At 41.5% G+C, this 26450-nt stretch carries 23 protein-coding genes and 1 tRNA gene; 13 read left to right on the top strand and 11 right to left on the bottom strand.

What is annotated here, in order from left to right; genetic code table 11:
- Positions 1-73: 73 nt before the first annotated feature.
- Positions 74-994 carry a chemotaxis protein CheV gene (locus tag ACRN9H_RS01915; RefSeq protein WP_076496646.1) on the bottom strand — a complete coding sequence of 307 codons (921 nt, stop codon included), beginning with the start codon at positions 992-994 and terminating at the stop codon, positions 74-76.
- A 205-nt stretch (positions 995-1199) separates the two neighbouring features.
- Here ACRN9H_RS01915 and flgA point away from each other — a divergent pair, with 205 nt between their 5' ends.
- The 3 genes from flgA (at position 1200) to ACRN9H_RS01900 (ending at position 2732) form a co-directional block, all read left to right on the top strand.
- The gene (gene flgA / locus ACRN9H_RS01910; RefSeq protein ID WP_432312230.1) at positions 1200-1907 is read left to right on the top strand and encodes a flagellar basal body P-ring formation chaperone FlgA; all 708 of its coding nucleotides are present in this window, start codon (positions 1200-1202) and stop codon (positions 1905-1907) included.
- Between the two features lie 73 nt (positions 1908-1980).
- Positions 1981-2304: a flagellar biosynthesis anti-sigma factor FlgM gene (gene flgM, locus ACRN9H_RS01905; RefSeq protein WP_220773859.1), complete on the top strand. Its 324-nt coding sequence runs from the start codon at positions 1981-1983 to the stop codon at positions 2302-2304.
- Between the two features lie 2 nt (positions 2305-2306).
- Positions 2307-2732 carry a flagella synthesis protein FlgN gene (locus ACRN9H_RS01900; protein ID WP_220773858.1) on the top strand — a complete coding sequence of 142 codons (426 nt, stop codon included), beginning with the start codon at positions 2307-2309 and terminating at the stop codon, positions 2730-2732.
- 122 nt (positions 2733-2854) lie between these two features.
- Here the strand turns inward: ACRN9H_RS01900 and ACRN9H_RS01895 are convergent, their stop codons facing one another.
- Together ACRN9H_RS01895 and ACRN9H_RS01890 are read right to left on the bottom strand one after the other, a co-directional pair.
- A complete protein-coding gene (locus ACRN9H_RS01895) occupies positions 2855-3304 on the bottom strand; it encodes an LPP20 family lipoprotein (protein WP_076496642.1) in 450 nt (149 codons plus the stop codon).
- On the bottom strand, positions 3301-3933 hold the full coding sequence (locus ACRN9H_RS01890; RefSeq protein WP_432312229.1) for a FlgO family outer membrane protein: 633 nt from the start codon (positions 3931-3933) through the stop codon (positions 3301-3303). The genes ACRN9H_RS01895 and ACRN9H_RS01890 overlap by 4 nt, the downstream gene beginning before the upstream one ends.
- Positions 3934-4203: 270 nt before the next feature.
- Here ACRN9H_RS01890 and ACRN9H_RS01885 point away from each other — a divergent pair, with 270 nt between their 5' ends.
- From ACRN9H_RS01885 to ACRN9H_RS01870, 4 genes are all read left to right on the top strand, one after another.
- Complete coding sequence (locus ACRN9H_RS01885) at positions 4204-5370, top strand: flagellar assembly protein T N-terminal domain-containing protein (protein WP_432312228.1); 1167 nt, start codon at positions 4204-4206, stop codon at positions 5368-5370.
- A gap of 55 nt (positions 5371-5425) precedes the next feature.
- Positions 5426-5501: transfer RNA gene (locus tag ACRN9H_RS01880), tRNA-Arg, on the top strand.
- Between the two features lie 50 nt (positions 5502-5551).
- Entirely contained in the window at positions 5552-6856 is a 1305-nt protein-coding gene (locus ACRN9H_RS01875; protein ID WP_432312227.1) for a motility associated factor glycosyltransferase family protein, read from the top strand.
- Complete coding sequence (locus ACRN9H_RS01870) at positions 6853-7116, top strand: hypothetical protein (protein WP_432312226.1); 264 nt, start codon at positions 6853-6855, stop codon at positions 7114-7116. Before ACRN9H_RS01875 ends, ACRN9H_RS01870 begins: the two co-directional genes overlap by 4 nt.
- Positions 7117-7446: 330 nt before the next feature.
- On the opposite strand, the gene ACRN9H_RS01865 is transcribed toward ACRN9H_RS01870, so the two are convergent.
- From ACRN9H_RS01865 to pseB, 6 genes are all read right to left on the bottom strand, one after another.
- The gene (locus tag ACRN9H_RS01865) at positions 7447-8067 is read right to left on the bottom strand and encodes a pseudaminic acid biosynthesis-associated methylase (protein ID WP_432312225.1); all 621 of its coding nucleotides are present in this window, start codon (positions 8065-8067) and stop codon (positions 7447-7449) included.
- 27 nt (positions 8068-8094) lie between these two features.
- Positions 8095-9144: a pseudaminic acid synthase gene (pseI, locus tag ACRN9H_RS01860; RefSeq protein WP_432312224.1), complete on the bottom strand. Its 1050-nt coding sequence runs from the start codon at positions 9142-9144 to the stop codon at positions 8095-8097.
- Between the two features lie 7 nt (positions 9145-9151).
- Complete coding sequence (gene pseG, locus ACRN9H_RS01855; RefSeq protein ID WP_432312223.1) at positions 9152-10702, bottom strand: UDP-2,4-diacetamido-2,4,6-trideoxy-beta-L-altropyranose hydrolase; 1551 nt, start codon at positions 10700-10702, stop codon at positions 9152-9154.
- Positions 10699-11403 carry a pseudaminic acid cytidylyltransferase gene (pseF, locus tag ACRN9H_RS01850; protein ID WP_432312222.1) on the bottom strand — a complete coding sequence of 235 codons (705 nt, stop codon included), beginning with the start codon at positions 11401-11403 and terminating at the stop codon, positions 10699-10701. The genes pseG and pseF overlap by 4 nt, the downstream gene beginning before the upstream one ends.
- 188 nt (positions 11404-11591) lie before the next feature.
- The gene (pseC, locus tag ACRN9H_RS01845) at positions 11592-12743 is read right to left on the bottom strand and encodes a UDP-4-amino-4,6-dideoxy-N-acetyl-beta-L-altrosamine transaminase (protein ID WP_432312221.1); all 1152 of its coding nucleotides are present in this window, start codon (positions 12741-12743) and stop codon (positions 11592-11594) included.
- Complete coding sequence (gene pseB / locus ACRN9H_RS01840; RefSeq protein ID WP_432312220.1) at positions 12740-13735, bottom strand: UDP-N-acetylglucosamine 4,6-dehydratase (inverting); 996 nt, start codon at positions 13733-13735, stop codon at positions 12740-12742. Before pseB ends, pseC begins: the two co-directional genes overlap by 4 nt.
- Positions 13736-14114: 379 nt before the next feature.
- On the opposite strand from pseB, the gene ACRN9H_RS01835 reads away from it, so the two are divergent.
- The 3 genes from ACRN9H_RS01835 to ACRN9H_RS01825 all read left to right on the top strand — a co-directional run bounded on the left by ACRN9H_RS01835 (position 14115) and on the right by ACRN9H_RS01825 (position 17963).
- On the top strand, positions 14115-16574 hold the full coding sequence (locus ACRN9H_RS01835) for a 6-hydroxymethylpterin diphosphokinase MptE-like protein (protein WP_432312219.1): 2460 nt from the start codon (positions 14115-14117) through the stop codon (positions 16572-16574).
- 119 nt (positions 16575-16693) lie between these two features.
- A complete protein-coding gene (locus ACRN9H_RS01830) occupies positions 16694-17173 on the top strand; it encodes a DUF2947 domain-containing protein (protein WP_432312218.1) in 480 nt (159 codons plus the stop codon).
- Positions 17174-17402: 229 nt separating this feature from the next.
- Entirely contained in the window at positions 17403-17963 is a 561-nt protein-coding gene (locus ACRN9H_RS01825; RefSeq protein WP_432312217.1) for a chalcone isomerase family protein, read from the top strand.
- A 12-nt stretch (positions 17964-17975) separates the two neighbouring features.
- Here the strand turns inward: ACRN9H_RS01825 and ACRN9H_RS01820 are convergent, their stop codons facing one another.
- Together ACRN9H_RS01820 and ACRN9H_RS01815 are read right to left on the bottom strand one after the other, a co-directional pair.
- Entirely contained in the window at positions 17976-18920 is a 945-nt protein-coding gene (locus tag ACRN9H_RS01820) for a DUF6268 family outer membrane beta-barrel protein (protein WP_432312216.1), read from the bottom strand.
- A gap of 158 nt (positions 18921-19078) precedes the next feature.
- Positions 19079-19705 carry a TetR/AcrR family transcriptional regulator gene (locus tag ACRN9H_RS01815; RefSeq protein ID WP_432312215.1) on the bottom strand — a complete coding sequence of 209 codons (627 nt, stop codon included), beginning with the start codon at positions 19703-19705 and terminating at the stop codon, positions 19079-19081.
- A 140-nt stretch (positions 19706-19845) separates the two neighbouring features.
- Between ACRN9H_RS01815 and ACRN9H_RS01810 the strand changes: the two genes are divergently transcribed.
- The 3 genes from ACRN9H_RS01810 to ACRN9H_RS01800 all read left to right on the top strand — a co-directional run bounded on the left by ACRN9H_RS01810 (position 19846) and on the right by ACRN9H_RS01800 (position 26331).
- Positions 19846-20958: an efflux RND transporter periplasmic adaptor subunit gene (locus ACRN9H_RS01810; RefSeq protein ID WP_432312214.1), complete on the top strand. Its 1113-nt coding sequence runs from the start codon at positions 19846-19848 to the stop codon at positions 20956-20958.
- Complete coding sequence (locus ACRN9H_RS01805) at positions 20955-24017, top strand: efflux RND transporter permease subunit (protein ID WP_432312213.1); 3063 nt, start codon at positions 20955-20957, stop codon at positions 24015-24017. Before ACRN9H_RS01810 ends, ACRN9H_RS01805 begins: the two co-directional genes overlap by 4 nt.
- A 310-nt stretch (positions 24018-24327) precedes the next feature.
- On the top strand, positions 24328-26331 hold the full coding sequence (locus tag ACRN9H_RS01800; protein WP_432312212.1) for a methyl-accepting chemotaxis protein: 2004 nt from the start codon (positions 24328-24330) through the stop codon (positions 26329-26331).
- Positions 26332-26450 lie beyond the last annotated feature (119 nt).

Below are 26450 nucleotides of genomic sequence, written 5' to 3'. Positions count from 1 at the left end.
AAATCAGTGCAAAACTATTATGTTATGAATCGAGATTATAGCGTAAAGCTTACCGAGGTACTAACCCACAAATTTATAAGCTCAAATGCTTATTCACCGCAGCCGCGAGCTCGTCGGGGTTAAACTTAGCAATAAAGTCATTTGCGCCGACTTTTTGAACCATTGCCTGATTGAACACCCCACTTAATGAAGTATGTAGCACTACTTTGATATGTTTTAATTTTGGATCATCTCTAATTTCAGCGGTCAAGGTATAGCCATCCATCTCTGGCATCTCAATATCTGAGATAATAAGTGGAATTTCATCAGCAACATTATCCATCTCTTTGGCGATTTCTTTAAGCTTATTTAATGCTTCTCGACCATCTTTTGCTGTATCAATTTGTAAATTTAATGATTCAAGTGAGCGAATAATTTGTTTACGTGCTACGGCAGAATCATCGATTACCATAATATGGTAGTGTCGATTTCTATCTAGAGTTAGCTTCTCATTTACCTCTTCACTGATAGCCGTTTTTACGGGTGATATCTCATATAGTATTTTTTCCACATCGAGAATTTCAACTAATTCACCTTCAATTTCAGTCACGGCTGTCAGGTAAGAATTGCGGCCTGCGCCTTGTGGTGGCGGCATAATGGCTTCCCAATTCATGTTGATAATACGCTCAACTGAACTGACTAAAAAACCCTGAACGCTACGGTTATATTCCGAAATAATAATAAAACAGTTTTCAGTGCTGGTTAATGGCCGACCGCCAGTTGCTGCACTCAAATCGATAACAGAAATAGTCGTACCGCGAATATGAGCGACACCTTTTACATTCGGGTTAAGTTTAGGCAAAGTGGTCAGTGGTGGACACTGCAGTACCTCTTTAACCTTAAAAACGTTAATCCCAAAACGCTGACGACCATTTAACTTAAAAAGCAGCAGTTCTAAACGGTTTTGACCAACGAGCTGAGTTCGCTTGTTGACTGAATCAAGAATACTCGACATAACTCTGCCTTGTTGTTCTGTTTATGTACGGCCCTATGACTCAGGTGAGTATAGGCATATTAATTGCTTACGTCTTATCTATCGATAAACCTAGTTGAAGTTGAGTCAATCTTCTGGCAGTTGTCTAAATAACTCAGACAATGACCAGCTTCGAACTTTATAAAAGTATAGGTGTATTCTAGCGTTACGCGCTAGTCTCTTCATTATGAAAGTAAATTTAGTCTATTTTTTGTGTATTATTGCCATATTAACGCCCGCCTCTGCGAGCGCAGAGTCGATTGTCCCCACCATATCGGCCATATCAGAATTAGCTAAAGCGCTTATTGTTGAAAAAGTATCAGCGCCAGCCAATGCTAGGGTCAGTATTACGCCGCAAATAGTTGACGCAAGAATGTTACCGTCACAATGTTCGTCGCCTATTAATATCGAAATGGCGAGCGATAGAGAAATTAGTCGCAATAACACTCTCAAAGTGAGCTGTGACACGCAAGACTTAGCCTACCCATGGCAAATATATATATCGGTACGTGTCGATATATTATTTCCCGTTGTTGTTTCAACAGAAACCTTAGCTCCCGGTGAACTCATCTCACCCAGTCAGGTCGAAGTACGTTACATCGAGCAAAATAGTTTAAGAGGGGCTGAATTTGATGACCCTAATAAATTAGCTGGAGTACGCGTAAAGCGACGAGTAGCAAAAAATTCTCCTATATTGAGCAACAACTTATGCTTCGTTTGTAAGAATGACTCAGTATCTATCCATGTGCGTTCTAACTCTTTCGAACTTAAAACAGCGGGAGAAGCTCTGCAAGATGGGAATAAGGGCGATCGGATAAGAATCAAAAATAGCAGTTCAAACAAAGAACTCGATGCTATAGTCACGGGCATTGGCGAAGTTGAAGTAAGAATGTAAAATAGTCTAAAGCTTTCTTATAAGCTGCCGATACCCAGTTAAGAAATCCCGAATACACACGCTGGAGCTAAAAATGGCCATAGACATTAGCAAACTCAATACTGCAACCACTGCACAAGTTCGAGCTGGGGCAACTAAAGCCAGCAATGAACAACCGGCTCAAGTTGCAACAAAATCAACAACACCGCAAAAAAGTGATTCTGTGGTTATTACGGCCCAAGCACAACAACTACAAAAAGCTCAGTCTAAAATGGCGAGCCTTCCTGAAGTTGACCAAAAGAAAGTCGCTGAAATTAAACAGGCTATTACCGAAGGTCGTTACAAGATTGATCCTGAAAAGTTGGCTGCTAATATTGCAAGTTTTGAAGCCGAACTTAATGACTTAAATAAAGAGTAACTATGACAGCAATAGCTAAACTGGTAGATCAACAACACGCCCATTTGGCTGTACTTAAGCAAATCATACTCAAGGAAAAGGGCGCTTTGGCTGACCAAAACGCCGATTTACTGCTGTCACTAGCTAGTGAAAAATCACAATGCTTGAAAGATCTAAAAGCTAATGATGACATTTTAGCCGCACACAGTGATAAAACACAGCTCACCCAGCAGGCAGAACTTATCCATAAAATGGATATTATTAAAGCAGCATTGACTGAATGCAAAGAGCTTAACGAACAAAATGCCAGTTTAATTGAGATGAATTTAGCCAGTCTAAATCGTTTTGCACAAGCTTTACAAGCAAGTAGAAATGCGACTAGTCTCACTTATAACGACAAAGGTAAAACCTCAACTATTTCGAGCTTAGGCAATGATTTAAAAGCCTAGCAAGCGTATTCCCTTTAATATTCATTATCTTACGCTCAGATTATAACCCTCGCGATTTGTGTATAAAGAAAAGCCGCGTAAATACGCGGCTCAATCGTTCATGTTAGGAAGACTCTAAACAGCTAAAAATAAGTCACTTCTTTCACCTTTTGTGGACGACTCTGTTGCTGGTAAAGTGCCCAAACCTGAGAAAAATCAAGCTCTAACTCTGTGACATAATGTTCACCCGCCGGATAGCTCTTAACCACTCGCGCACCGCGTATCACCCCAGAAACAGAGGCTTTAACATTATCGTCGGTCAACATCCAATCACTTACACTACTATTGGCGGTGATTTTTTGGCCATAAACCTGTTCAGCTAACTCTCGATACGCCACAATTTTTGAGGCTTGCATCGCCATTAATACCCGCTGCGATTGCTCTTTAGCTGGCTGAGTCGCTAACGGTGCATAACCAATAGCGGTTAACTTTGGAAAATTAGGCGGTGGCACGTCCTCCCACTGAACATATTTATCCTTTGCGGCGCAGCCACTCAATAAAAGCGCAGTAATGAGTACCAAATAACGTTTCATTTTCCATCTCCTAAGACTCGCACTTCATTCATACCTGGGCTGGCCTGTCGGTAAAGGATGCCGTTTTGTGACACGATTTGCTCCGAAGGCTGCATATAGTTAGCCAATTCTTTTTGAGTCACAAACGTTTGCGAAGCCGACACCACACGATTGTTACTCAAACTCACAATACGCGTATTAATTGCCATGCCATTGGTAACAGCGCTCATTGTCGATACCAAAAGATGCTCTACGGGTAAGTCTTTCGAGAGTTTTTGCCAATCCCGCGTCAAAATAAAATCACCATCAGTAGTGACTTGTAAGCCATCCGCTAGATTTAAATCCACAACATTAAATTGAAAACTATGCAGCGAGGTCATTAACCCCTGTTGTAACTGCTGCGCCAGCGCATTAGAGCTATGCATATCGCCAACAAGTACGGGTGTTGTGACTACAATAGGCTGATCAGAACGTAGAGCATCATTTTGCTTAACTAATTCAGTGACTATTCGCTGCGCCAGATGGTTAATCATGGCTGTTGGCGGCAAACCATTGCCATCCACTAAACTGGGCTTTAGCGGTGTAACTGGTTTAGCAACGCATCCACCTAACATTAAAAATGTTAAGGGAATTATTACGCGCTTTAGCATTGAATGTACCTCATTGATGGTATGGGTTTGTTGACAATAAAGTGACTCACCCTATTGTGGTAAACTAATCAAGCAAACTTTAGACCAAGGTTACGTCCGAACCAAAAATATTATTTTTCATATCGACTTTATCGGCCGTTACAGATAAAACCTTATCAAAACACTTAGCTAATTAGGCATGGAAATTGCTTTCCACAATATTAGATAGGGTGCCAGAAAACTGGCTTAATAAACTGTATCGCCATTAGCTTAGCGATAAGGATTGAATTGATGCGTATATCACGTTCAGCTTCGCTCATTATGCTGAGCTTTGCACTATTGTCGTTACCGACTCAAGCCGAATGGATAGAGGCCAGTGGGGAAGCCGCTATAGTAAATGGCAACATAGCTCAAGCAAGAGAAGAAGCGATTAATCAAGCTGTGAGTTATGCGACTTTAAACGCTGGTATTAGAATATCCAGTGAGCAACAAACAACCAATGGTAATCTCACGCAGAATAAATTTGCATTAAACCGTTATGCTCAGGCAAGTAGCATTCAACTCATTAATGAGAGAATTCAAGGAAATAAAATAAATGTTTCCCTAAGAATCGATCTAAATGATGATCAGACACCACAATGCCCTAACGCGCATTTAAAAGCCGCTATATTAATTCCACAATCGCAAATTAAAGATCGTACTCAACTAAGATACGGACAGCTTTCAGGTTTTGAAGAAGCTATCGCCGAAAAACTAGGTAATACAATAGAAGATTACTCATCCACAAGTTTTAGCCATCTCCATGCTAAAGAGCGGCTCGATATTACACCAGATCTTGTCGATATTCGTGGTTATCGACTCCCAAGTTGGCTCAGTGAAATTACCGACAGCCAGTATATATTGCAGCCCCAAATTATCGATATTTCAGTAGACCCTGTGCAAGCGACCTTTCTTGGATTATGGGATGAGGCTCCGACAAGACAATTTCATTTTAAACTAAGTCTCTACCATGGGATAAGTGGAGAAGAAGTTTGGAGCAAAAGCTACAGTACATCAGCACCTTGGGAATTTGAAGAACAAGCCATAGTGACACCTAATAGCGATAGATTCTGGCGTTCGTTCTACGGTAAAAGTATCACCCAATTAATACAACAAGCTACTCAAGACTTAGACAGCACGCTCAATTGCAGACCATTACTAGGCCAAGTGGTGAGCCGCCAAGCTGACAGAATTATTTTAAATCTAGGTCGTAAACATGGCATTCGTGTTGGTGATAAATTCCAAGTCGTACTACAACAAAATTTACCCGATCGACTTAACGAAATGCGCGCTATCGCCACTAAGAGCCGAGCAACTGTAAAAATTGAACAAGTGAGCGAAGAAAGCTCAACAGCAGTACTTGAAGATCAAAATGCCACCTATAATGTACAGATAAACGACATAGCGATTAAGATTTAAGCAACTAAATTTTAAGCCTTTTAATCAAGGATAAAACCAGTATAATTACGCTCGTCTCTCTATAGCTCAACAGGATAGAGCAGCCGCCTCCTAAGCGGCCGATCGGGGTTCGAGTCCCTGTGGAGAGACCAGTTAACAGACTTATCTTGATAAACTATAACGACTTTCAAGGATACAGTTAATGACTGTGCTTTTTGACGCCAATTTAGACATCATAAACCAACGCTGGCCATTACTAGGTCTAGTGCTAAATACGGCTTCAGTCTTAGATTTAAATGCCCATTTAGTGCAAGGTACTGAACAAACAATTAGCGTTAATGGTATTCAGTTAAGCAGTCGTCATAATCGTATTGCAGAAGCACAGCTTTTAATTAATCAACTGCCAAGAAACTGTAGTGAAGCAACTGTTTATGGCGTCGGCATGGGGGATGTTCCTACAATTCTCGTGCAAAATCCGGCTATTAAACACATTCGTATCTGCCTACTCAACGTGAATCTATTGGCCTTATTATTGACTTATACCGATCAACGACAATGGTTAAGCGATCAACGCCTAGAACTGGAATATCAGCTTCAACATCACAGGCTAGCACAACAATATATAGCTATTACATCTGAACTATTACTGAGCAGCGATGAAAATGCTAGGCTGCGTGACTTAATCGTATTTAATAATAACCTGACCTATGCGAATAAAAGTCACGACAATCGCAATATTGATATAAAGCTTAAGCAACGGATGATAGAAAATCTTGCTACAATAAAACAAGACAGTGATGCTGCCGATTTAAGCTCTTACTACCAACCAAATAAAACCTTAGTCATAGCCACAGGCCCAACACTAGAGCTACATTACGCATACCTCAGAGTACAACGGGCATTACCAGAGTCAACTCGACCATTAATGATTAGCGTCGATACCGCATTAAAAGCGTTACTCAATGAAAATATTATCCCTGATATCGTTGTTAGCATAGATCAAAATATATCCCGACAACTGTTACCAGATAATATTCCCATGAGTGTGAAATTGGTCTATTTCCCCAAATTAAAACAAGAAATATTGCAATGGTGGCCAGGACAACGTTTCGCCGCCTACTCACTCAGTAAAACCTATGATGAGTTACACCAAAAGTTCCCTAAATTGCGTTTATTTGCTAATGGCAGCGTAATCCACCCAGCTATTGATTTAGCGGTATACCTAAACAGCCCAGCCATCACTTTATTTGGTTGCGATTTTAGCTATCCCCATAATAAGACGCACGCCTTCTGGGAAGATGGTAAATTAGGTCCATCTGTAACCAATGCGAAACAACATTGGGTTATGAATGGTCTTGGAGAAAAGGTGGCGACAGACCTTAATTTTCGCGGATATCTACTTGCATTAGAACATTACATTCATTCTAAACCACATGTGATATTTTATAACGCAAGTTTAGATGGCGCCGCTATTGATGGTACTCAATATCAGGAATGCAAGTCATGAACAATAAAGCGACTGACGAACTCATCATGAAACTGATAACGACTGCGAGTAAGTTTAGATTAGGTTATGAGGCCGATGGCTCACATGACTTTGCTGACTGTATCGACCTACTCAAACCTCTGTTGCCTGAGCTAAAAAATGCCGTGACGGTTGTAGCGTTATTTCGTGACATGCTTGCGGCGCAAGAACGTCACGATTGGCTTTCTTTAGCAGACAGTCTTGAATATGACTTACCGCTACTATTAAATAGTAGCCTTTAAAAAACATAACTGTAAACTAACCTTTCATTTGTAGCGTTTTTCAATGTTGTATACCTATTCAATTAGCCATGTTCACATTAACTGTGACATAACTAACGCACTTTTTTATTCTGTTTCTCATACGTTTAAAAGTATTTAAATAACCCGAACAAACAAGCCGCTACTTAGTCGTAACCATATCGAAACATACTTCACTATTAGTCGCACCTAAATTCTGCTGTTCGACATCCATTGATGTGAGTCAAAAAGCCATCACTATAAAATAACAATGGCTCAATTCGTTCGCGATCTCACTAACTTCATGTTGCTCTATAATATTGGGCAACTCAATCAAAGTGTCTTTTCCAACAAAAACCAGGTTAAGTCATCTTGAGGGAAATTATTATCTCTATGGTAGATAAAACCATAATCCACTAGCTGTAAGTCAGAGAACTTATCCAGCATTTCGCCAGCGAAATCCCGCTTGAATAATTTTCCACTGTGCCCACGATACGGCACTTCAATCGGAGTAGGATTGTAGTATTCGGCGATACAGATATAGCGATGACTAACTTTATAGAGTGAGTTATACACACCTTGCAACTCATCTGGATGAATGTGGATCATCACGCCTTTTGTTAATACAAAATCATAAGTTGATGCGGCAGTAAAATCCAAAATTGACGAATGATACACGTTCAAATTAGAAAATCGCTCGAGGCTTTTAGCTGCATTATCATTAATCTCAATTGCCGACATAGTCGCATGAGGCAAGATAGATTTTAACGCCTCGATGTTCATACCTATATTGGCACCAAACTCAATCACACTCTGCACATTTTTAGTCTGTTGTAATACTTTGGTAAAAAATGCAATATTGGCCACTACAGTGTCAGCCTCGTGGTTACGTTTGAGATATTCATCACCAAACTCCCCTACCCAAAATCTTTCTTGTTCAGTTTTGTACGTCACTTTATGCTCCTAAGTATGTTGTTATTTTTATTCCAGTAGAGTAAAGGCTAAGGCTGTGCCGCTCGGAATTGCCCATTTTGCCTTACGACCCAATATGTCCTCATAATGCTTAGGCGCCAGGCCAAAACCTGGGCGTATGCTCTTTACATTATCAGGAGTCAAAGACTCTCCCATGGCAATATCTTTGACGACATATAAGGAGCGCCGAAACTTAACATTATCTTCTTCGGCCTCAGTTCTTTGGTAATTCACGTGACCTAGTGCCGACCACGCTGTTTTAGCATCTTTACAAAGTTGAGCAAGTTCAGCTGGTTCGATAGAAAAACTATCATCGGCGCCGCCACCTCGTCGGTCTAAGGTGACATGCTTTTCAATTACACAGGCTCCTAAAGCTACTGATGCAACTGCGGTGGCATTATCTATAGTGTGATCAGATAGACCAGATAACACACTAAAACGTTGGCTGATATCCGCTATCGTGCGTATATTATATTCGCCTGCTGGAGCTGGATAACCACTAACACAGTGCAAAATTACTAACGCCTCGCAGCCATTATCTCTCGCGGTAGCGATTGCCTGCTCGATTTCTTCTTCATTCGCCATACCTGTAGACATGATCATTGGTTTACCCGTTTTAGCGACACGCTTAATTAAAGGTAAATCAACCAGCTCAAATGAAGCTATTTTATAGACGGGGACATCAAGCGACTCCAATAAGTCGACGGCGCTAAAGTCAAATGGTGAGCTAAATATAGTGATTCCTAACTCTTTAGCTCTGTCAAAAAGTGGTTTATGCCACTCCCATGGCATATGTGCCTCACGATATAACTCATATAAAGACCTACCGTCCCAAAGGCCACCATGAATTTGAAATTCATCCGTATTTGAATCTAACGTAATGGTGTCTGGAGTATAGGTTTGTAATTTAACCGCATCCGCACCAGCCTTTTTTGCTTCTTCGATTATTCGTAAGGCTCGCGTTATATCACCATTATGATTTGCAGAGAGCTCGGCGATAATATAAGGAGGGTGATCTATCCCAATTAGGCGACCATTGATACTTATCTCTGTTGTCATACTTATCTCACTTTATTGGCGCCCGAATAAATATTTCGCTTGTGACTTGCTGATAGTTTGCCGAGGTAAACAATTGCTGCGATGCCGAATTATCTTGCATAACCCGAGCATGAATTGTCACATCCCGATGGATAATGTCAATGATCGCTAATGCTCTAGTCGCTATTTTTTGCCCATAATAACTAGGATCAATAAAAATCGAAATAACATATTCACATTGAGCAATACGGTTCAATCTCACCACGCCTAGATTAAGGTTACTGACATTATCAATAATCAGATAAAAGAAATGTTCCGCATTGGATAATTGGTTCTGCATCCACACTTGGTGCTCTAACCAACTTGGGGATTGAGGGTTGGGTGAATATTGCCGTGTCTGTGGTTGAATTTGCCAATTATAAACCTGTTCTATATCGTCATGAGTGGCCTTACGTAGGCCCAATGTCGATGGCAGATAACTAAGCAGACCATTGAGCTCAACCAATACCCGTTTTACACCTAAACCATCACATAATACTAAGTTTCTAGCTCTGAATTCGGTTAAGTTCGCAGTTAAAAATGCGTATTGCACAGTTAACTTAGTCGTAATCTCATCCAGCTCAAGATAAATAGCAGCGTTTGCTGCAACGAGATTATTGCAAATAGCTCTCTGATTATCGGCAAGGGGAATAAGGATACTCGGCAGTCCAAGACATGCCCTTTCTAATGCGGTTGTCCCTGCAGCACCAATTGCGAGATCATGCTGAACCATGATTTCTGCCATATTTTCTACATAATCAAAGTGTTTGGCTTTATTGCCCAATACCTTGATATATTTTTTAACGACTTGATAATGCGGTGCATGTTGCCCCAATAATACTGTTATTTGTGGACGGTCATCGGCCGGCAGCTGCAAAAAGGCTTCTAGCACTTTACCTGTTGCATTAGGCAGATCCATAGCGCCCATAGTAATCAGTACTCTGGGCTGCACAGTCGTCACGTGTCGATGCATGATGGTTTCGCGTATTGGCGCAAAGTTATCCGCTAATAAAGCATAATCACTGCCCGCTAAAACACGTTTGATAGTGCTCTGCAACACATATGCAGAATCTTCTCGCATTGGGGTTTGGTCTAATAACAGATCGGCAGCATGTAATCTGAGTAAATCGTCGATTATAAATAACTTACAATCCAGTACATTCCTAACATATTGCTCCCATTCGATATTAATGCCGTAATGATCGACTATTAATAGATCAACATCCTTTATTTGTGCCAACAAACTGTCTGCATCTTGCTGCCAAGACACTCCTAGCCAACTGGCGGCATAGTCAGCTTCAGCATTAGATTCTACGGCTACATTTGGCGTTAAGTTAACCTCATTAATAACAGGAGACGCTAACTCAACCACAGATAAACCGCGTCGTTGAATTAATCCAATAAGATCGCCCGGTTGACGGCGGCAAGCAAAGCTAACGCTATACCCTTGGTTAGTTAATTCCTTCGCCAATACAAGACAGCGCATAATATGACCACTGCCAATTTGTACTGCGGCATCTGCACGAATGACAATATTCATTTGGCTATAAACTTATCTGTATGTGACAACGCATATAAAGCTTCAGCAAATTCCCAGTCTTCTAAGGTATCAATATCTTGTACCCGTTTCCTAGGGAGTAAAACGACTCTTGCATTCGGAGAAAATATTGGTTTGCCTTGTTTAAATGCTGCAACCCTTCCCCAATAAAATTGGCCTGCATCATGATAGGCCTGAGGTAAATCTTGCGAACGAGTATTAAGATGCTTGGGGTCAAACATGCTGACCTCTCCCCCTACAGATAAGGTAATAGCTCTTTGAATAGGGAAAGAAAACGTTGTGGCACTAAAAACATAATCAATATCATCAGAGATTAAAGTACTCAAACCTTGTTGTAAGTCATGAGGTTGTACAAATGGCGCAGTTGCATAAAGACAACATATCAATTCTGGTGCCCAATCTTGCTGTTCACACCAAATAATCGCATGCTGGACAACAGTAAGCGTAGTGGCAAAATCATTAGAAATATCTGCAGGCCTAACAAAAGGTACTTGGGCGCCATAGGCTAATGCAACTTCAGCAATATGTTCATCATCGGTCGACACAATTACCTTATCAAAACATCCAGACTGAATTGCAGCCTCAATAGAATAGGCGATGATTGGTTTGCCGAAAAATGGTTTGATATTTTTATGCGGAATACGTTTACTGCCACCACGGGCCGGTATAATCGCTATTTTCACCGTGTTAATTCCTACCCTCATGACACTATTTTATTTATTGAGGCTTTTGCGGTTAAGCCATCAAGTCGCTAAGCTATATAACCATTAACCAAACAGATATTTCACAAGTAAAAGATACAATATCTAAATAATCAAGAAATTGTTTTTTATAACTTAAAGTAAGCAGCGAATGAGTATAAACGACAGCTTTACGTCGACACATGCAGTAACAGACGCTCGACAATAGCTTCAACTTGCGCTTGAGACACGCCGGGGTGAAGCGGTAAGGTCATTATTTCACGGTAAAATGCTTCCGCTTGCGGAAAGTCGCCCGCTTTAAATCCTAAAGTCATATAATAGGGTTGTAAATGCACGGGGAAATAATGTACGTGTACTTGAATATCATCTGCATGCATTTTTTCAAAAATTGTGCGTCGGTGAATAGGCTCAGGTAAGCGTACAATTTGCAAATGATAAGCGCTCAAACTATTTGATAAGGGCTCAACTGGCACAATAGAAGAACCCAAAAGTGCACGACTATAGCACTGAGCGAGTTTATTTCTGGTTTCAACATATTGAGTTAGACGACTCAACTGACTAAGACCTAAAGCTGCTTGCATATCTGTCATTCGATAATTGAAGCCCAGCTCATGTTGCTCATAATACCAAGGACCTTCATCTGGGCGTTGCATCTTATCAGGTATTTTGGTAATTCCATGACTACGATACAATGCCATTTTTTCGGCTAAGCTGGCATCGTTAGTCGTTGCTACACCACCTTCAGCCGTAGTGATTATCTTAACCGGATGAAAACTGAAAACGGTGATAGACGAATACTGACAAACGCCAATCGGCTTTTCAGCATAATATCCACCTATAGCATGGGAAGCATCTTCAATTACAGCTACGCCATACTCGGTTGCCAATGCGCCAATAGCTTTCATATCACAACTATGCCCTGCCAAATGCACGGGAATAATCACCTTAGGTAAGCGCCCTAAACGCTTGGCTTGCTGCAGTTTATGTTGAAGCATGACAGGACACATATTACCACTGCGAACATCTACATCGACAAAGTCTACCTCGGCTTTGCAATACAAGGCACAATTTGCAGATGCAACAAAGGTAATAGGTGAAGTCCACACTAGATCACCTTCACCCACCCCTAACGCCAAACAAGCAATATGCAGTGCAGAAGTCGCACTATTGGTTGCGACAGCATAATGAGCATGAGTATGCTGCATCACTCCTTGTTCAAACTCGGGAACCTTAGGTCCCTGTGTCAGATAATTAGAGTTCAATACCTCGACGACAGCATTAATATCCTGTTGGTTTATATCTTGTTTACCATATAAAATCATGCATTAGCATCCATAGAAATAATTTCACTTGGTGTTAAAAAATGTGTATTTGTGCCCGAGTGATATTCATAGCCCGATACTACCGGTAGTCCTTTTTCGCCCAGTTTATTGCAGCTGTAATCATTGTTACCACTAAAAAACTGAATACTTGGAGTGATCACAAAGTGATCGTCAAATTCCAAAGTATGGTGTGAGTCATCACTAGGGCACATAATCTCATGCATTTTTTCCCCAGGTCGAATACCGACTATATCTTGCTTTAAATTAGGTGCGTAAGCAGTCGCTAAGTCAGTCACTTTAATAGACGGTATCTTAGGGATAAAAATCTCTCCACCTTGCATCCTAGCAAAATTCTTTAAGACGAAATTCACACCATCTTGTAGCGTTATCCAAAAACGTGTCATGTCAGGATGCGTAATGGGTATAGACTCAGATCCATTGGCAACCAGCCCTTTAAAGAAAGGCACAACAGACCCTCTAGAACCGACGACATTACCGTAACGCACAGCTGCAAAACGTGTACTTCCCGAACCAACGATATTATTGGCCGCCACAAAAAGTTTATCGGAGGCCAGCTTAGTTGCCCCATAAAGATTAATAGGATTAGCGGCTTTATCTGTCGATAACGCAATGACTTTCTGCACATTATTGGCAATAGCAGCTTTAATCACATTTTCAGCACCATATATATTGGTCTTAATACACTCCATAGGATTATATTCCGCAGCTGGCACTTGCTTAATAGCTGCTGCATGAATGACATAATCAACATCACGGAAAGCCTGCATAAGACGATCGCTGTCACGTACATCACCGAGGAAATATCGCATACAAGGAGCATGGTAAGTCTGTTGCATTTCGTACTGTTTTAACTCATCTCGAGATAAAATAATGAGTCTTTTGGGCTTATATCTTTCAAGAATTGTTTTAGTGTATTTCTGTCCAAATGAGCCAGTACCACCGGTTATTAAAATCGTTTTATTATCAAACATTAGGGCTCCTCAGAGACTCAATTAACTTGGATTATTAAGCTGCGACAATGGAAAATACAACTGACACCCTGTTGTCTATTCAAAATAAATGCAAAGAATAAGCCAAGATGTCTACATTGATATACTTACTTAGGGTTTACTCAACCACAAAGCTCTTTTAGTATAGGCAGTTACCTGTAGAACTTACACAGTTTCATCGTCTAATTCCAGTTTAGCAGTGTAAAATGGAGCTGTAGCTAAACAATATCGCAAAGAGAGATAAAAATGGCTCCTTCTAGCCAAGTCATTATCTTAGTGAGAACATTTGCGGAGTAACAGTAGGTATCCTAAAGCAACCAAACGAGTTTGACTTATTGCACAAAGAGGAATGTATATACCAATGAATAACATATTAAATACCTTTTCGATAAGTCGATTCAACGAATATTATTTACCCAGCATTAATCGTCATACATTCGAAAACCTTGATTCTAAAACGCTTTATGATAAGAGATTCAAACGAGCATTTTCTCATCAAGATAAGCTTAATATTATCGTGGGAGTCGACTCTGGACTACTCGCTAATTACGTGCTTGAAAGTGATATAGCGGATGGCACTCAATTTATCTTTATAGAACTAGAACAAATACTACAATTCCTGACTATAGATATACCTGTCAATAGACAAAAAAATGTCAAAGTGTTAACTGAAACAGAGTTTCTTGCGGAACTCAGTAAAAATGATATAGAAATATACATAGCCAAAGGTGAGTATGAAATTTATGCATCACTTGGCGTTGCATCACAACATCTAGACATATACAGCGAACTATTCAATCGAATTGAAAACAAAATTAAAGATGAGTATTTTAATCACAGTATTGGTTTTACACAAAAAATATTTTTCAAAAAACAACTAGAGAACATCGCTGACAACCATACCCCAGCAAAAATCCTTAAAAACACATTCCCCGGCAAGACTTGTTTAATTATTGCTGGAGGCCCATCATTAGATGAAAATATTGATTGGATAAAATTGCATAACGATGATCTATTTATCATTGCTGTAGCAAGAATTGCAGGAAAACTAACAAAGAACTTTATTAACTTTGACATTATAACTTGTGTTGACCCTCAGGAATTAAACTTCGATGTTTGCCGAGAGATTTTTGCGATAAGTAATAATATTCCTCTAGTAAACTCTTATCACATCAGCTCCAAAATCCTTTCTCAGTGGCAAGGACCGAGCTTATATTTAGGACAACGATATCCATGGGCTAGCCACGGGGATAATGACAACATTATTACCTTAGGTCCTACTGTCACAAACAGCTCAGTACGTTTAGCGATTGAAATGGGGTTTTCAAAAATTCTCTTAACTGGAGTTGACTTTTGTTATTCAAAGTCTGGTTTTACCCATGCAAATGGGACTGTTGAAGCCAATCTAGGCCCTAACCTTGGTCATGACGGGAAATGGATTGAAACCTATGCCGGCTATCTTGCAGAAACCCCAATACAATTAATACATGCAATGACATCACTAGCTGAAGAAGTTAAAATTTATCCAGAGGTTGAGTTTATTAATCTGTCGAATAGCGCGGCAAAAATAGAGAGTATTTCTTATACAAATAAGAACAATATTAAACTTGAAAAATTTGGTAGTAAAGCACTTAAAAACGTAACAACACTAAGCTTAAAAGAAAAAGAATTAGACTTAAAGGATTGTCAGCAACATTGCCTAAAAGCAGAAGAAAAATTAAAGAGCCTCTACACTCTAATACAACAAGCACTAAAGCTATCCGAAAAATTAAATACTAACTCGACCAAAGCGGAAGAAGTGATAACTCAACTTGACAAAATAGAGTCTAAAATAAACAAAAAACACTCTAACTTCGCAACCCTAATAAAATTCTATGGATATTTTGAGTTTTCTAAATTCTTGACCACACGAGAGCTAAACTCATGGGATCAAAAACATATTAATAAAATGACAGTAAACTATTACACTGCGTTTAATTTAATTTGCAAAGACATTTTATCCTTAGTAAATCAAGCTAAAGAAGTTTTATGGTTGAGACAAAAAGAAATAGCACCAACATCATTAATAACACTTGCAAACGAATGGCTAAAAAAAGGTCAACCAGGCAGGGCTATAATTTGGCAACATGATCATGAAAGTAAAAAATTAAATCATGATGAAAAGGTTATATTAGCTAGATTAGGCACCCTATTTAATAAGAGTACGACTCAAGTAAACCAAGTGTATATTGACGCCTTAAACAAATCCTCATCAATGGAACAAGTCTACAAAAAAATTATTGGGCTAAATGCGAATAAAAATGGATATGCTTTATCCCTTACCGTAAAAAATTTATTGCCACTGATTGAGACTGATCTCGAGGCTAAAAGATTATATCATCTTGCCTTATCCTTCCAGCTCAACCTAGAGCAACAACCCCAACAAGCATTAGATGCCTTGCTTGCTCTACCCGAGGAACTTTGCACTGAGATGGAGTTAAAAAATATTATTTTGCTCGCTCTCAAATTGAGTAACCTTGAACTAGCGGTAGCAACATTGGTCAAAATTTTGGCTTATAGTGATGAATACATGCCGCAGTATGCACATATTTTAAAGCTTCAAGGCAAAATACAACAATCTGTCAACACCTACTTAGATTACTTAGAAAAATATCCATCGGATACGCAAACATGGATAAAGCTAGGGTTATTTATGATTGAAATCAATCAAGTAGAAGCATCCCACACTGCATTTTCTAATGCGACTGACGCCGATCCTAACAATCAAGTCGCACAAGAATATTTAGCAGAGCTCACGCGATTAATGACTTCTTCGCAATAATGTTATAAACCCGCACCGAACACTAATATTCGTGTTCGGTAATTTCACTATTACCTCACTAGATCGTATAATTAAGCTCATTTCAGCATTGCCCACTCGCATACCCAAGGAGATTTTGTTTGGCTCATACCTATATACCTTTAGATATTTACCGCCGTAAGTGGATTTTCAACCACAAAGACTTACCTGTTACCGATGAGGATAAGGCGCATATCCTACCGTTAACGGATAAAAGTGCTATGGAGGTTTGGAACCAATGGATCAGCAATAAAAGTAGTCGTGCGGAGCAATTTACTAAGGGAGATTGGGCAGCCAAGGCTGATGCTTGGACTGAAACAGATGGCTGGCAAAGTATTTGGGACAGTGAAGATAGCAGTTTACCTGCTATGTTAGCCGATTTCATTCAATGGCCAGATGAAACGCCGGTGTATTTTTGCTATGAAAAGTATCAAGTAATTGAAACACGTTGGGATGTATTTGTCCGCAATTGGAAATGTTTTTTGTTCTTCGATGACGGTCCAATTCTGATCTCTTCAAAACAAAAACAAGCAGTCATGTTCGAACAAAATGGGCAGTACAAGCTAGGTACTCGCGGTTAATTTAATCTTGTTTACACACAAATGGCATACTAATGCTTAACGCGAGTATGCCGAATTTTCCCATCACCACCTCATGCTTAAACGTTATTGGTCTATCACTCCCCCTTTCTTTAGATTAACATCCGTTTGCATTGTTGAGTGTTTGCGCAATCGATACCAACGTTTTGCAAAAATACTCATCAAAATCAGCTTTAAACCCAATAATTAGAATCTAAAAATGAGGTGTATTATGAAGTTACTCTCCACGCTGACTCTCGCAACAGCGCTATTATTACCTAACGCAGTCATTGCAAAAGACGTTTCAGGTGTGCAAGTTGCCGATAGTGTGACGTTAGATAGCCAAATTTTACCACTGAATGGCGCTGGCGTTCGTAGTAAATTCTTTATGGATTTATATGTGGGAAGCCTTTATGTACCGACAGTCTTAAATAACACAGCAGCAGTCATCAATGCTCCGATTGCAGTCATTCGGCTCAACATTACTTCAGGCATGATCACCTCCGAAAAAATGCGCGATGCGATCATCGAAGGGTTTGAGCACGCCACAGCGGATAACACCGTCGATATCCAACCGCAAATAGATGCTTTTATGGCGCTATTTAATGAAGAAATTAAAGCTGGCGACCAATTTACCTTAGTCGCCAATAAAACCCGCGGCGTAACGGCCTACAAAAATAGTCAAGAACAAACGACTATCGAAGGTGAGATGTTCCGTCAAGCACTGTTAAAAATTTGGCTAGGTGATAAACCTGCCCAGAGCAGCTTAAAAGAGGCCATGCTGGGCAAATAAATTAACTTGGCGTTAGAATTTGAAGCCGATATCCAAGGCAACTGCACCTTGGTTATCGATTTCAAGAGCCGTTTGGTTGGTCACTTCTACTTCACTATCAAAGTAGTAACCCGCGTACAGGTTAACAGAGAGCGCCGAAGTCGCTTGCCAACCGCCGCGCAGATAACTGACCCATTCGTTAGTTTCTACTACGGTATCATCATCTTCGATGAGGAAACGCTCGGTACGGCGCGAGCTACCAAAACCCATATTCCAAGTAGGATTAAATTTATAGCTTAATTCTAATCCTGCAGGGCCACTAAAACCGGCTTGGAAAGGGTTAGCCAGCGCCCAATGTTCATCTATCTGCCAGCGCATGGCGAGATAAGGCACTGTCCGTACCTCATCGATATCATTAAGATACGCAACCCCAAAACCAATCATATTGCCCGATTTTAATGCATACATTACCGATGCCACAACACCATAACTCTGTGCTTGGTCAGCCGATGCAGTATCAGCGTAAGCATATTGGATCTGCGGTGCTAACGAAAAAGACCAGCGTTTATCCATGCGGTAGTTTAAAGAAACCCCAGCACGATAACGATTAATGTGATCCCAACTTTGTCCGTCAATGCCAAATAATGATGAAACATTATTGGGTCCAGTAAGACTAATATTGCGCCAATCATAATTAAGTCGATCGTAACCGACATTAAAACCCACTGACCATTGCTGATCTAGCGGCATATTCATTCCAGCACTGAGCAATAGGCTGTCTCTTTGCAGATCGGTATTGCCATTGGCAACCTCTGCACTTTGAGTGCTCACCTGGGAGATATTTAATCTAAAAGGCTTTCTCTCCTGCGAAGGTTTATCTGCCGCGACCACTGCTCCACTGATTAATGGCAACAGTAATAGACCGCTTTTTAGTGTGAGGTACTTAGTGCTCAATTGTGGAAGTTGTTGATTAGCCACGCTCAATCCTTACATATAAATGTCGAAATATATTTTGCGCATATGATACGCGCTATCAAACAGAAAAGTTCATACATCCAATATTTAGATACAAAATGATACTTCTCAACTAGATTAACTAGATTAACTAGATTAACTAGACTAACTAGACTTTATAACTATAGTCGATGCGCCTTTAAAAACATTTCAGCACACCCTAAAATATATTTTTCTCTGTCACCAAGGAGTTCATCGACGGCCAATCCCAGCTCCAACTTTAATTTAAGTTCACCAAATAACATTAAACAAAAACGCACTGCACTATGGTGGGCATCACCAAAAAAATATTTGCCAAGTAAATCTACAGCAGCCAAATAATCAGCCAATATTGCCACAATATGTTGAGGCCCTGCCTCAAAAAATAACCGCGACACTTCGGGATGGCTTTCGGATTGGGCAACACAAGTTTTAAACACAGTGATGGTCTCTGGGCTAACTATCATCTCACCAAACTGCAGCGCAAATTGGGTCAAGGCTAATTCAGGCTCTGTTGGGTCACTTAACAAACCATCATTAAGGTTATGACTAACGCATTTAGACTCGATTGCCGCAACAAATAGCTCATCTTTACTGCCGAAATAGGAATACACGGTTTGTTTTGACACTCCCGCGAGTTTTGCAACTTCATCCATGCTGGTATGGGGAAAACCTTGACGACAAAATAAATCAATCGCAGCCACAAGCACTTGCTGACGTTTTTGATCGCTACGGCTCAGCGGTAACTGTGGTTCAGAGGAATGCGTCATATCAACTACCCACTCGTTAAACAGAAATAAGTTTACATTAGTTAAGCACAAAATAGACTAGACAGTCCAGTTCCGCACAATTAGACTAACAAGTCTAGTTACATTGCATTAACGTTTAACCTACAGTGGAAATACTGATTATGGATCTCACAGCAAGGCGCTTTTGGCGCACGACTCACATTTGCGTGTTTGCGTTTGCATCATTAACGGCCTGTCAAAAAGAAGTGACCGAACACGCCACTACAGTCATGCTGCCCACAGTAACGAGTCAAACGTTAATCTTAACGCCTAGTTATCAGCGTATTCAAACCTATACAGGCACAATCCGCGCTGGTAATACGACGGGTGTCGGTTTTGAATTAGCCGGCAAGTTAAACGAACTACAGGCCGATTCAGGCATTAAAGTGAAGCAAGGGCAAATACTTGCAGTACTCGATACCCGCCTACTCGAAGCGGAGCGTCAGGAGATCCAAGCCAGTCTGGCGCAAACCCAAGCCGATGTTAACCTCGCCACCAGCACCTTAAAACGTAATCAACAATTGAAAAAGTCGGGTTATGTCTCTGAGCAATTATTAGATGAAAACCATGGGCAATTAAGTAGCTTAGCCGCAGTGAAAAACCGTCTACTCGCCTCACAGTATGCCAACCAACTTAAGCTCGACAAATCCATCTTAATGGCGCCCTTTGACGGCACGATAAGCCAAAGACTACATAACCTAGGCGAAGTCATTACCGCAGGCAGCCCTATCTTTACCTTGGTGGGAAATATCAATTCTGAAGCCTATATTGGCATTCCTGTCGCGTTAGCGGATCAATTCTACGCCGGTCAGCAAGTACAAGTGAGTGTGCAAGATCAAATCTTTACCGCCAACATTGCCGGTATCAGCGCGGAAGTCAATCCCGTTAGTCGCACCCTACAACTCAGAATAAGTCTGCCTAAAGATGTCCGTGTGATTAACGGTGAAATAGCGTACCTGCATCAACAACAGCAAGTCGCACAAGCAGGCTATTGGGTGCCGATTTCGGCGCTGACGGATGGTATTCGGGGATTATGGAATCTATATGTCATCAAAAACCAGGAGCAGCAATCTGTCATTGAGCGGCGGGATGTGGAAATTCTCTACACCACCCAAGACATGGCTTACATTCAAGGCGCAATTGAGCCCAAAGAAACCTATGTCACCCAAGGGCTGCATAAACTGATTGTGGGTCAAGTCATATCTCCAAACCCTAATGCGCCGAGCCCATTATGATTAAAGCCTTTGTTGAAAATGGTCGTCTAGTTAGCCTCATTATCGCGCTATTAATTGTGGCTGGCTTTGGCGCCATATCGAGTCTGCCGCGTACTGAAGACCCAAATATTACTAATCGTTTCGCCTCAGTGATCACGCCTTATCCCGGTGCTTCGGCCGAGCGGGTCGAAGCCTTAGTCACTGAAGTGCTTGAAAATCAACTCAGACGCCTTGAAGAAATCAAGTTGATCCAGTCGACCTCTCGGCCGGGGATTTCAGTCATTCAATTAGAATTGAAAGACACGGTCACAGAGACAGATCCCGTATGGTCTCGGGCGCGGGATTTATTGGCTGACGCAAAAGTAAGCCTACCGGAGGCTATACCATCTCCAACTTTGGATGATCAAATTGGTTATGCCTATACTGCCATTTTAAGCTTAGTGTGGGATGCAAAAACACCTCTTCGAGTTGATATACTCAACCGCTACGCCAAAGAATTACAGAGTCGACTTCGGCTATTATCGGGCACTGATTTTGTGAGGCTCTACGGCGCACCGGCCGAAGAAATGCTCGTACAGCTTGACGGCAATAAGATGAGCCAATTACAACTCACCCCTGCCACTATTGCCCATATCCTCAGCAGCGCCGACAGCAAAATTGCCGCGGGTGAAATTAATAATGATCACTTTCGCGCCTTAGTCGAAGTATCAGGCGAACTCGACTCACAAACGCGTATTCGCCAAGTGCCACTCAAAATCGATGCCCAAGGCCAGATTATTCGACTCGGTGACATTGCTACGGTGACGCGCCAAGTCAAAACCCCCGCAGACAGCATAGCGTTAATCGATGGTGAACAGGGCGTTTTTGTCGCCGCGCGTATGCTCAATAATAGCCGCGTTGATCTCTGGCAAGCACAGGTTGAACAAGTGGTTAATGAGCTTAATCACGACCTGCCGGCCAATGTTCGTATCCAATGGTTATTCGAGCAAAACAGTTATACCAGCGAACGCCTCGGTGGATTAGTTATCAATCTCCTGCAAGGGTTTGTCATTATTTTATTGGTACTGTTACTCACGCTTGGGCTAAGAAATGCCGTTATCGTGGCGATATCCTTACCACTTACGGCTCTATTTACCTTAGCTTGTATGAAATATATTGGTTTACCGATACACCAAATGTCGGTAACGGGGCTTGTTGTCGCCCTTGGGATCATGGTGGATAATGCCATCGTGATTGTCGATGCCATATCACAAAGACGCCAACAAGGGATGAGTCGTCTAAGCGCAGTGAGTGAAACCTTACATCACCTTTGGCTGCCGCTTGCGGGCTCAACACTCACCACCATTCTTGCTTTTGCGCCCATAGTACTCATGCCTGGTGCTGCGGGAGAATTTGTCGGTGGCATTGCCATGTCAGTGATGTTTGCGCTGCTGGGCTCTTACGTGATTTCCCATACGTTAATTGCAGGGCTCGCGGGACGTTTTAGCCATGAGGGCAAAAATGATGTTTGGTATCAACACGGGATCAACCTGCCGCGGCTAAGCCAGTATTTTCAAACAAGCCTTAGAATCGCCCTCAAGCGCCCTATTCTCAGCGCATTAATTATTGGTATTACTCCCGCCTTAGGTTTTTACGCATCCGGTAAAATGACGGAGCAATTTTTTCCGCCATCGGACAGGGATATGTTTCAGATTGAAATCTATCTTGCGCCCCATGTGAGCTTAGAAAATACTCTGCATCAAGTGCAACTGATGGATAAACAACTTCATACCATTACAGGTATTAGCCAGGTCGATTGGGTGGTTGGCGGTAATACGCCTTCATTTTATTATAATTTAACCCAGCGCCAACAAGGCGCCAGCAATTACGCCCAAGCTATGATTAAAGTGACTGACTTTCAGCGCGCCAATCAACTCATTCCTGAATTACAACAGCAATTTGATCGCAGTTTCCCCGAGGCGCAAGTGCTGGTACGCAAATTAGAACAAGGCCCACCTTTTAACGCCCCAGTAGAGTTAATGATCTTTGGTCCAAATCTAGATACCTTGCGATCGATTGGCGACGAAGTGCGAAATATTCTCGCTAAAACACCGGACGTACTGCATACACGCGCAACACTCAGCGCAGGTGCGCCTAAGCTGTGGCTACAAGTGAATGAAGATGCCAGCTTAATGAGTGGTTTGAGCCTTACGGATATTGCCAAGCAAATCCAAATGTCGACCACTGGCGTTATCGGTGGCAGCGTGCTAGAGCAAACAGAGTCTTTACCTATTCGGGTTCGGTTAGGTGATAGCAGCCGCGAAGAAACCAGCCGTCTGGCAGAAATTCAACTCGTGGCGCCTTCGGGTGAGGCAATTGCATTATCAGCTTTATCTCACAGTGATGTGCTTGTAAGCCGCGGCGCGATCCCAAGGCGAAACGGCCAAAGAGTCAATACCATTGAAGCCTATATCGTCAGCGGAGTGCTCCCAGCCCAAGTGTTGAATGAGGTTAATGATAAAATAGCTCAACTACAGCTACCCTCTGGCTATCGAATTGAAATCGGTGGCGAAAGCGCTAAACGCAACGAAGCGGTAGGGAATTTATTATCAAATGTCATGTTAGTAGTAACCCTGCTATTAGCCACTGTAGTGCTGTCTTTTAACTCCTTTAGACTGACTGCGATTATCCTTCTAAGTGCCATACAATCGGCTGGGCTTGGGCTGCTCGCGGTATTTGTATTTGGCTATCCGTTCGGATTTCCAGTAATCATAGGATTACTAGGGCTAATGGGACTGGCCATTAACGCAGCAATTGTGATCTTAGCCGAATTAGAAGATATGCCGAGCGCTCGACTTGGCGATACAGAAACCATCATTACCACCGTCAGTCGTTGTGGCCGCCATATCAGTTCGACAACCATTACGACTGTTGGCGGTTTTATCCCACTCATCATAGCTGGCGGTGGCTTTTGGCCGCCCTTTGCTATTGCGATAGCGGGCGGAACATTACTCACCACGCTACTCTCACTTGTGTGGGTACCAACTATGTACTTACTGTTGATGAAACAGCGTAACCTGAAAACGCTAAGTGTTAAATGATGGCGCAAACAAAGTAAGGCTAAAGTAAAAAAATCTAAAAGTGCACAACAAAAAGTAATAACTAAAAACAGCTTAATACATCATCATTTCAAAAAAGTGGTGATGTATTAATCTAAAGGGTAAACAGTTACTTGATAGCCACTTTTAAATCCCTAGCATTCAATCACACACCACAATAGCCTAAATAAACCACTGGTTTAGTCATAACTTAACCAAAAAACGATAACAAATAATAAATCTTAGACTCATATCATGACCTCTAGCTAAATTTTCAGGTACATTGCGGCACCTTTACCCATAGGATCACATAATGAATTATAAACATTGGCCTATCGCAAAACAGATTGGGGCTCTCGCCTTTTTTCTTACCCTCATTATTTTTAGCATACTCAGTACCCTTTCCTACAAAGCGGCATCAAATGTCCTTGAAGATAAAGGCATTAGTGCGATGAAGGCTGAAATCAATGCCTTATCAAGTATGCTAGAACTGCAATATGACAGTCTGTTACAACTTGCTAGGCGCAATGCTGATATTTTTAAAGAAATGTATCCAGGGCAATTTAGTAAACCGAATAAAACCATTAACGTTATTGGCGTAAGCACTCCTGCGCTACTTCACGAACAAGAACAAATTAATACCTCAAAAAGTAAGGTCGACCGCTTTTCGAACTTAACGGGCGGTAATGCCACCATATTTGTGCGCGACGGTGACGATTTTGTGCGTATTGCTACATCACTCAAAAAAGCCGATGGTAATAGAGCACTTGGCACTTTCCTGGGTAAAAGTCATCCTGGTTATCAAACTCTGATTGGCGGCAAAGACTATGAAGGTTATGCCAAGCTGTTTGGTAAAGACTACATGACGGTTTATCGCCCGGTGAAAGACACTCAGGGACAAGTCATTGGTATTTTGTACATTGGTTTTGAAATAAGCGCCGTATTACAACAACTCCAACAAGCGGTGAATGGTTTAATCTTAGAAGAAACAGGCCATTTCATATTAATGCACAAAGTTGACAATTTACTGGTCGCGCACCCTCAATTTGCTACTGGCGAAAGAGTCACAGATACCATGTTAGATGGCTTGAGCCTAAGCCAAGCAACACAGGATAATACCGACTGGCGTTATGCTAATAGCAAAGATGAAGCTATGTTTGCCCACAGTAAAACAGTGAATGGCTGGAACTGGGTGCTCATCGGCCAAGTAAAAATCAGTGAGCTCAATGAAGAGAGCATGTATTTACTTAAAATCAACGCGATTGTGGCAATGACTGGTATAGCACTAATCACCGCATTACTGTCAATGGTGCTAATCAGAACGCTTAAGCCATTACATGTATTACAAAATCATATGGAAACCTTAGGCCACGGTGATTTTAGTCGCCAATTAACAGCATCTGAACCGCAAAGCCAAAACGAAGTTGATAAAATCACCTCGAGTGTATCAATAATGTCCGCAGAGCTCAGGCAACTCATCATCGCATTGCAAACCTCGGTCACTAGCCTAGAGCAACAAGCAATACAAGCGCAAAACGTGGCACAGCAAAATGGCGAAGAAGCGCAAGCTTTAATGCTACAAACCGATCAAATAGCCACGGCAATTGAAGAGATGTCAACGTCAATCCGTGATGTTGCCAATCATGCTCAAGCCGGCGCAGACCAGAGCCAACAGGTAGATGTTGCGGCTAAAGAAGGTCAAAAACAGCAAGTTCAAGTTGTACAAGACTTGCTCAAGCTAAGCCAGCAGCTCAATAGCAGCCATCAGTCAGTCGAAAAAGTTAGCCAAGAAAGTGAAGCGATTAGCAAAGTGACTGAAGTCATTAATAGCATTGCTGAGCAGACTAACTTACTCGCACTCAATGCGGCCATTGAGGCTGCGCGAGCGGGCGATCAAGGTAGAGGTTTTGCTGTGGTTGCCGATGAGGTCCGAGTTTTAGCCCATCGAACACAGTCATCCATTTTAGAAATTGGCCAGACTATTGAAAAACTGCAAACGCAAGTCAAAAACACTACAACGCAAATGAGTCAAAGCCGTCAGTTAGGTATAACATCGGCCGCCCAAGGTGAAGCTACCGGTGAACAGCTTAAGGAAATCACTCTGCGAATTGGTGAACTGGCAATTAGCTCATGTAACATTGCCTCGGCGACAGAACAACAGAGCAGTGTGGCCCAAGAAATTACTCATAACCTGCATCAGATCAGCGAGCTTGCGAGTGAAGGTGAGTTGCGTGCCTCGCAGACAGTCCATTCAGCGAACGAACTGTCCTCTTTGGCTGCAACTTTAAAGCGCCAAATAAGCCAGTTTAAAGCCTAGAAATAATCTTGTAGGGTGTTAATGACGTATCAATGCCGCCTAAATAGGCGGCATTTTTAAAGGTTAAACTTATAACAATAAATAATTAAAACAAGGAAAAAATAAAGATTAGGTAGGAA

Source organism: Shewanella sp. MF08487 (assembly GCF_050848685.1).
Classification (GTDB): domain Bacteria; phylum Pseudomonadota; class Gammaproteobacteria; order Enterobacterales; family Shewanellaceae; genus Shewanella; species Shewanella glacialipiscicola.
This window is presented reverse-complemented; position numbering and strand designations above follow the sequence as displayed.

Coding starts and splice junctions, on each gene's coding strand:
- ACRN9H_RS01805 (WP_432312213.1), top strand. CDS start 20,955: ATGATTAAAGCCTTTGTTGAAAATGGTCGTCTAGTTAGCCTCATTATC.
- ACRN9H_RS01900 (WP_220773858.1), top strand. CDS start 2,307: ATGACAGCAATAGCTAAACTGGTAGATCAACAACACGCCCATTTGGCT.
- ACRN9H_RS01885 (WP_432312228.1), top strand. CDS start 4,204: ATGCGTATATCACGTTCAGCTTCGCTCATTATGCTGAGCTTTGCACTA.
- flgM (WP_220773859.1), top strand. CDS start 1,981: ATGGCCATAGACATTAGCAAACTCAATACTGCAACCACTGCACAAGTT.
- pseI (WP_432312224.1), bottom strand. CDS start 9,144: ATGACAACAGAGATAAGTATCAATGGTCGCCTAATTGGGATAGATCAC.
- pseB (WP_432312220.1), bottom strand. CDS start 13,735: ATGTTTGATAATAAAACGATTTTAATAACCGGTGGTACTGGCTCATTT.
- ACRN9H_RS01800 (WP_432312212.1), top strand. CDS start 24,328: ATGAATTATAAACATTGGCCTATCGCAAAACAGATTGGGGCTCTCGCC.
- ACRN9H_RS01835 (WP_432312219.1), top strand. CDS start 14,115: ATGAATAACATATTAAATACCTTTTCGATAAGTCGATTCAACGAATAT.
- flgA (WP_432312230.1), top strand. CDS start 1,200: ATGAAAGTAAATTTAGTCTATTTTTTGTGTATTATTGCCATATTAACG.
- ACRN9H_RS01815 (WP_432312215.1), bottom strand. CDS start 19,705: ATGACGCATTCCTCTGAACCACAGTTACCGCTGAGCCGTAGCGATCAA.
- pseG (WP_432312223.1), bottom strand. CDS start 10,702: ATGAATATTGTCATTCGTGCAGATGCCGCAGTACAAATTGGCAGTGGT.
- ACRN9H_RS01875 (WP_432312227.1), top strand. CDS start 5,552: ATGACTGTGCTTTTTGACGCCAATTTAGACATCATAAACCAACGCTGG.
- pseC (WP_432312221.1), bottom strand. CDS start 12,743: ATGATTTTATATGGTAAACAAGATATAAACCAACAGGATATTAATGCT.
- ACRN9H_RS01825 (WP_432312217.1), top strand. CDS start 17,403: ATGAAGTTACTCTCCACGCTGACTCTCGCAACAGCGCTATTATTACCT.
- ACRN9H_RS01890 (WP_432312229.1), bottom strand. CDS start 3,933: ATGCTAAAGCGCGTAATAATTCCCTTAACATTTTTAATGTTAGGTGGA.
- ACRN9H_RS01895 (WP_076496642.1), bottom strand. CDS start 3,304: ATGAAACGTTATTTGGTACTCATTACTGCGCTTTTATTGAGTGGCTGC.
- ACRN9H_RS01810 (WP_432312214.1), top strand. CDS start 19,846: ATGGATCTCACAGCAAGGCGCTTTTGGCGCACGACTCACATTTGCGTG.
- ACRN9H_RS01915 (WP_076496646.1), bottom strand. CDS start 994: ATGTCGAGTATTCTTGATTCAGTCAACAAGCGAACTCAGCTCGTTGGT.
- ACRN9H_RS01870 (WP_432312226.1), top strand. CDS start 6,853: ATGAACAATAAAGCGACTGACGAACTCATCATGAAACTGATAACGACT.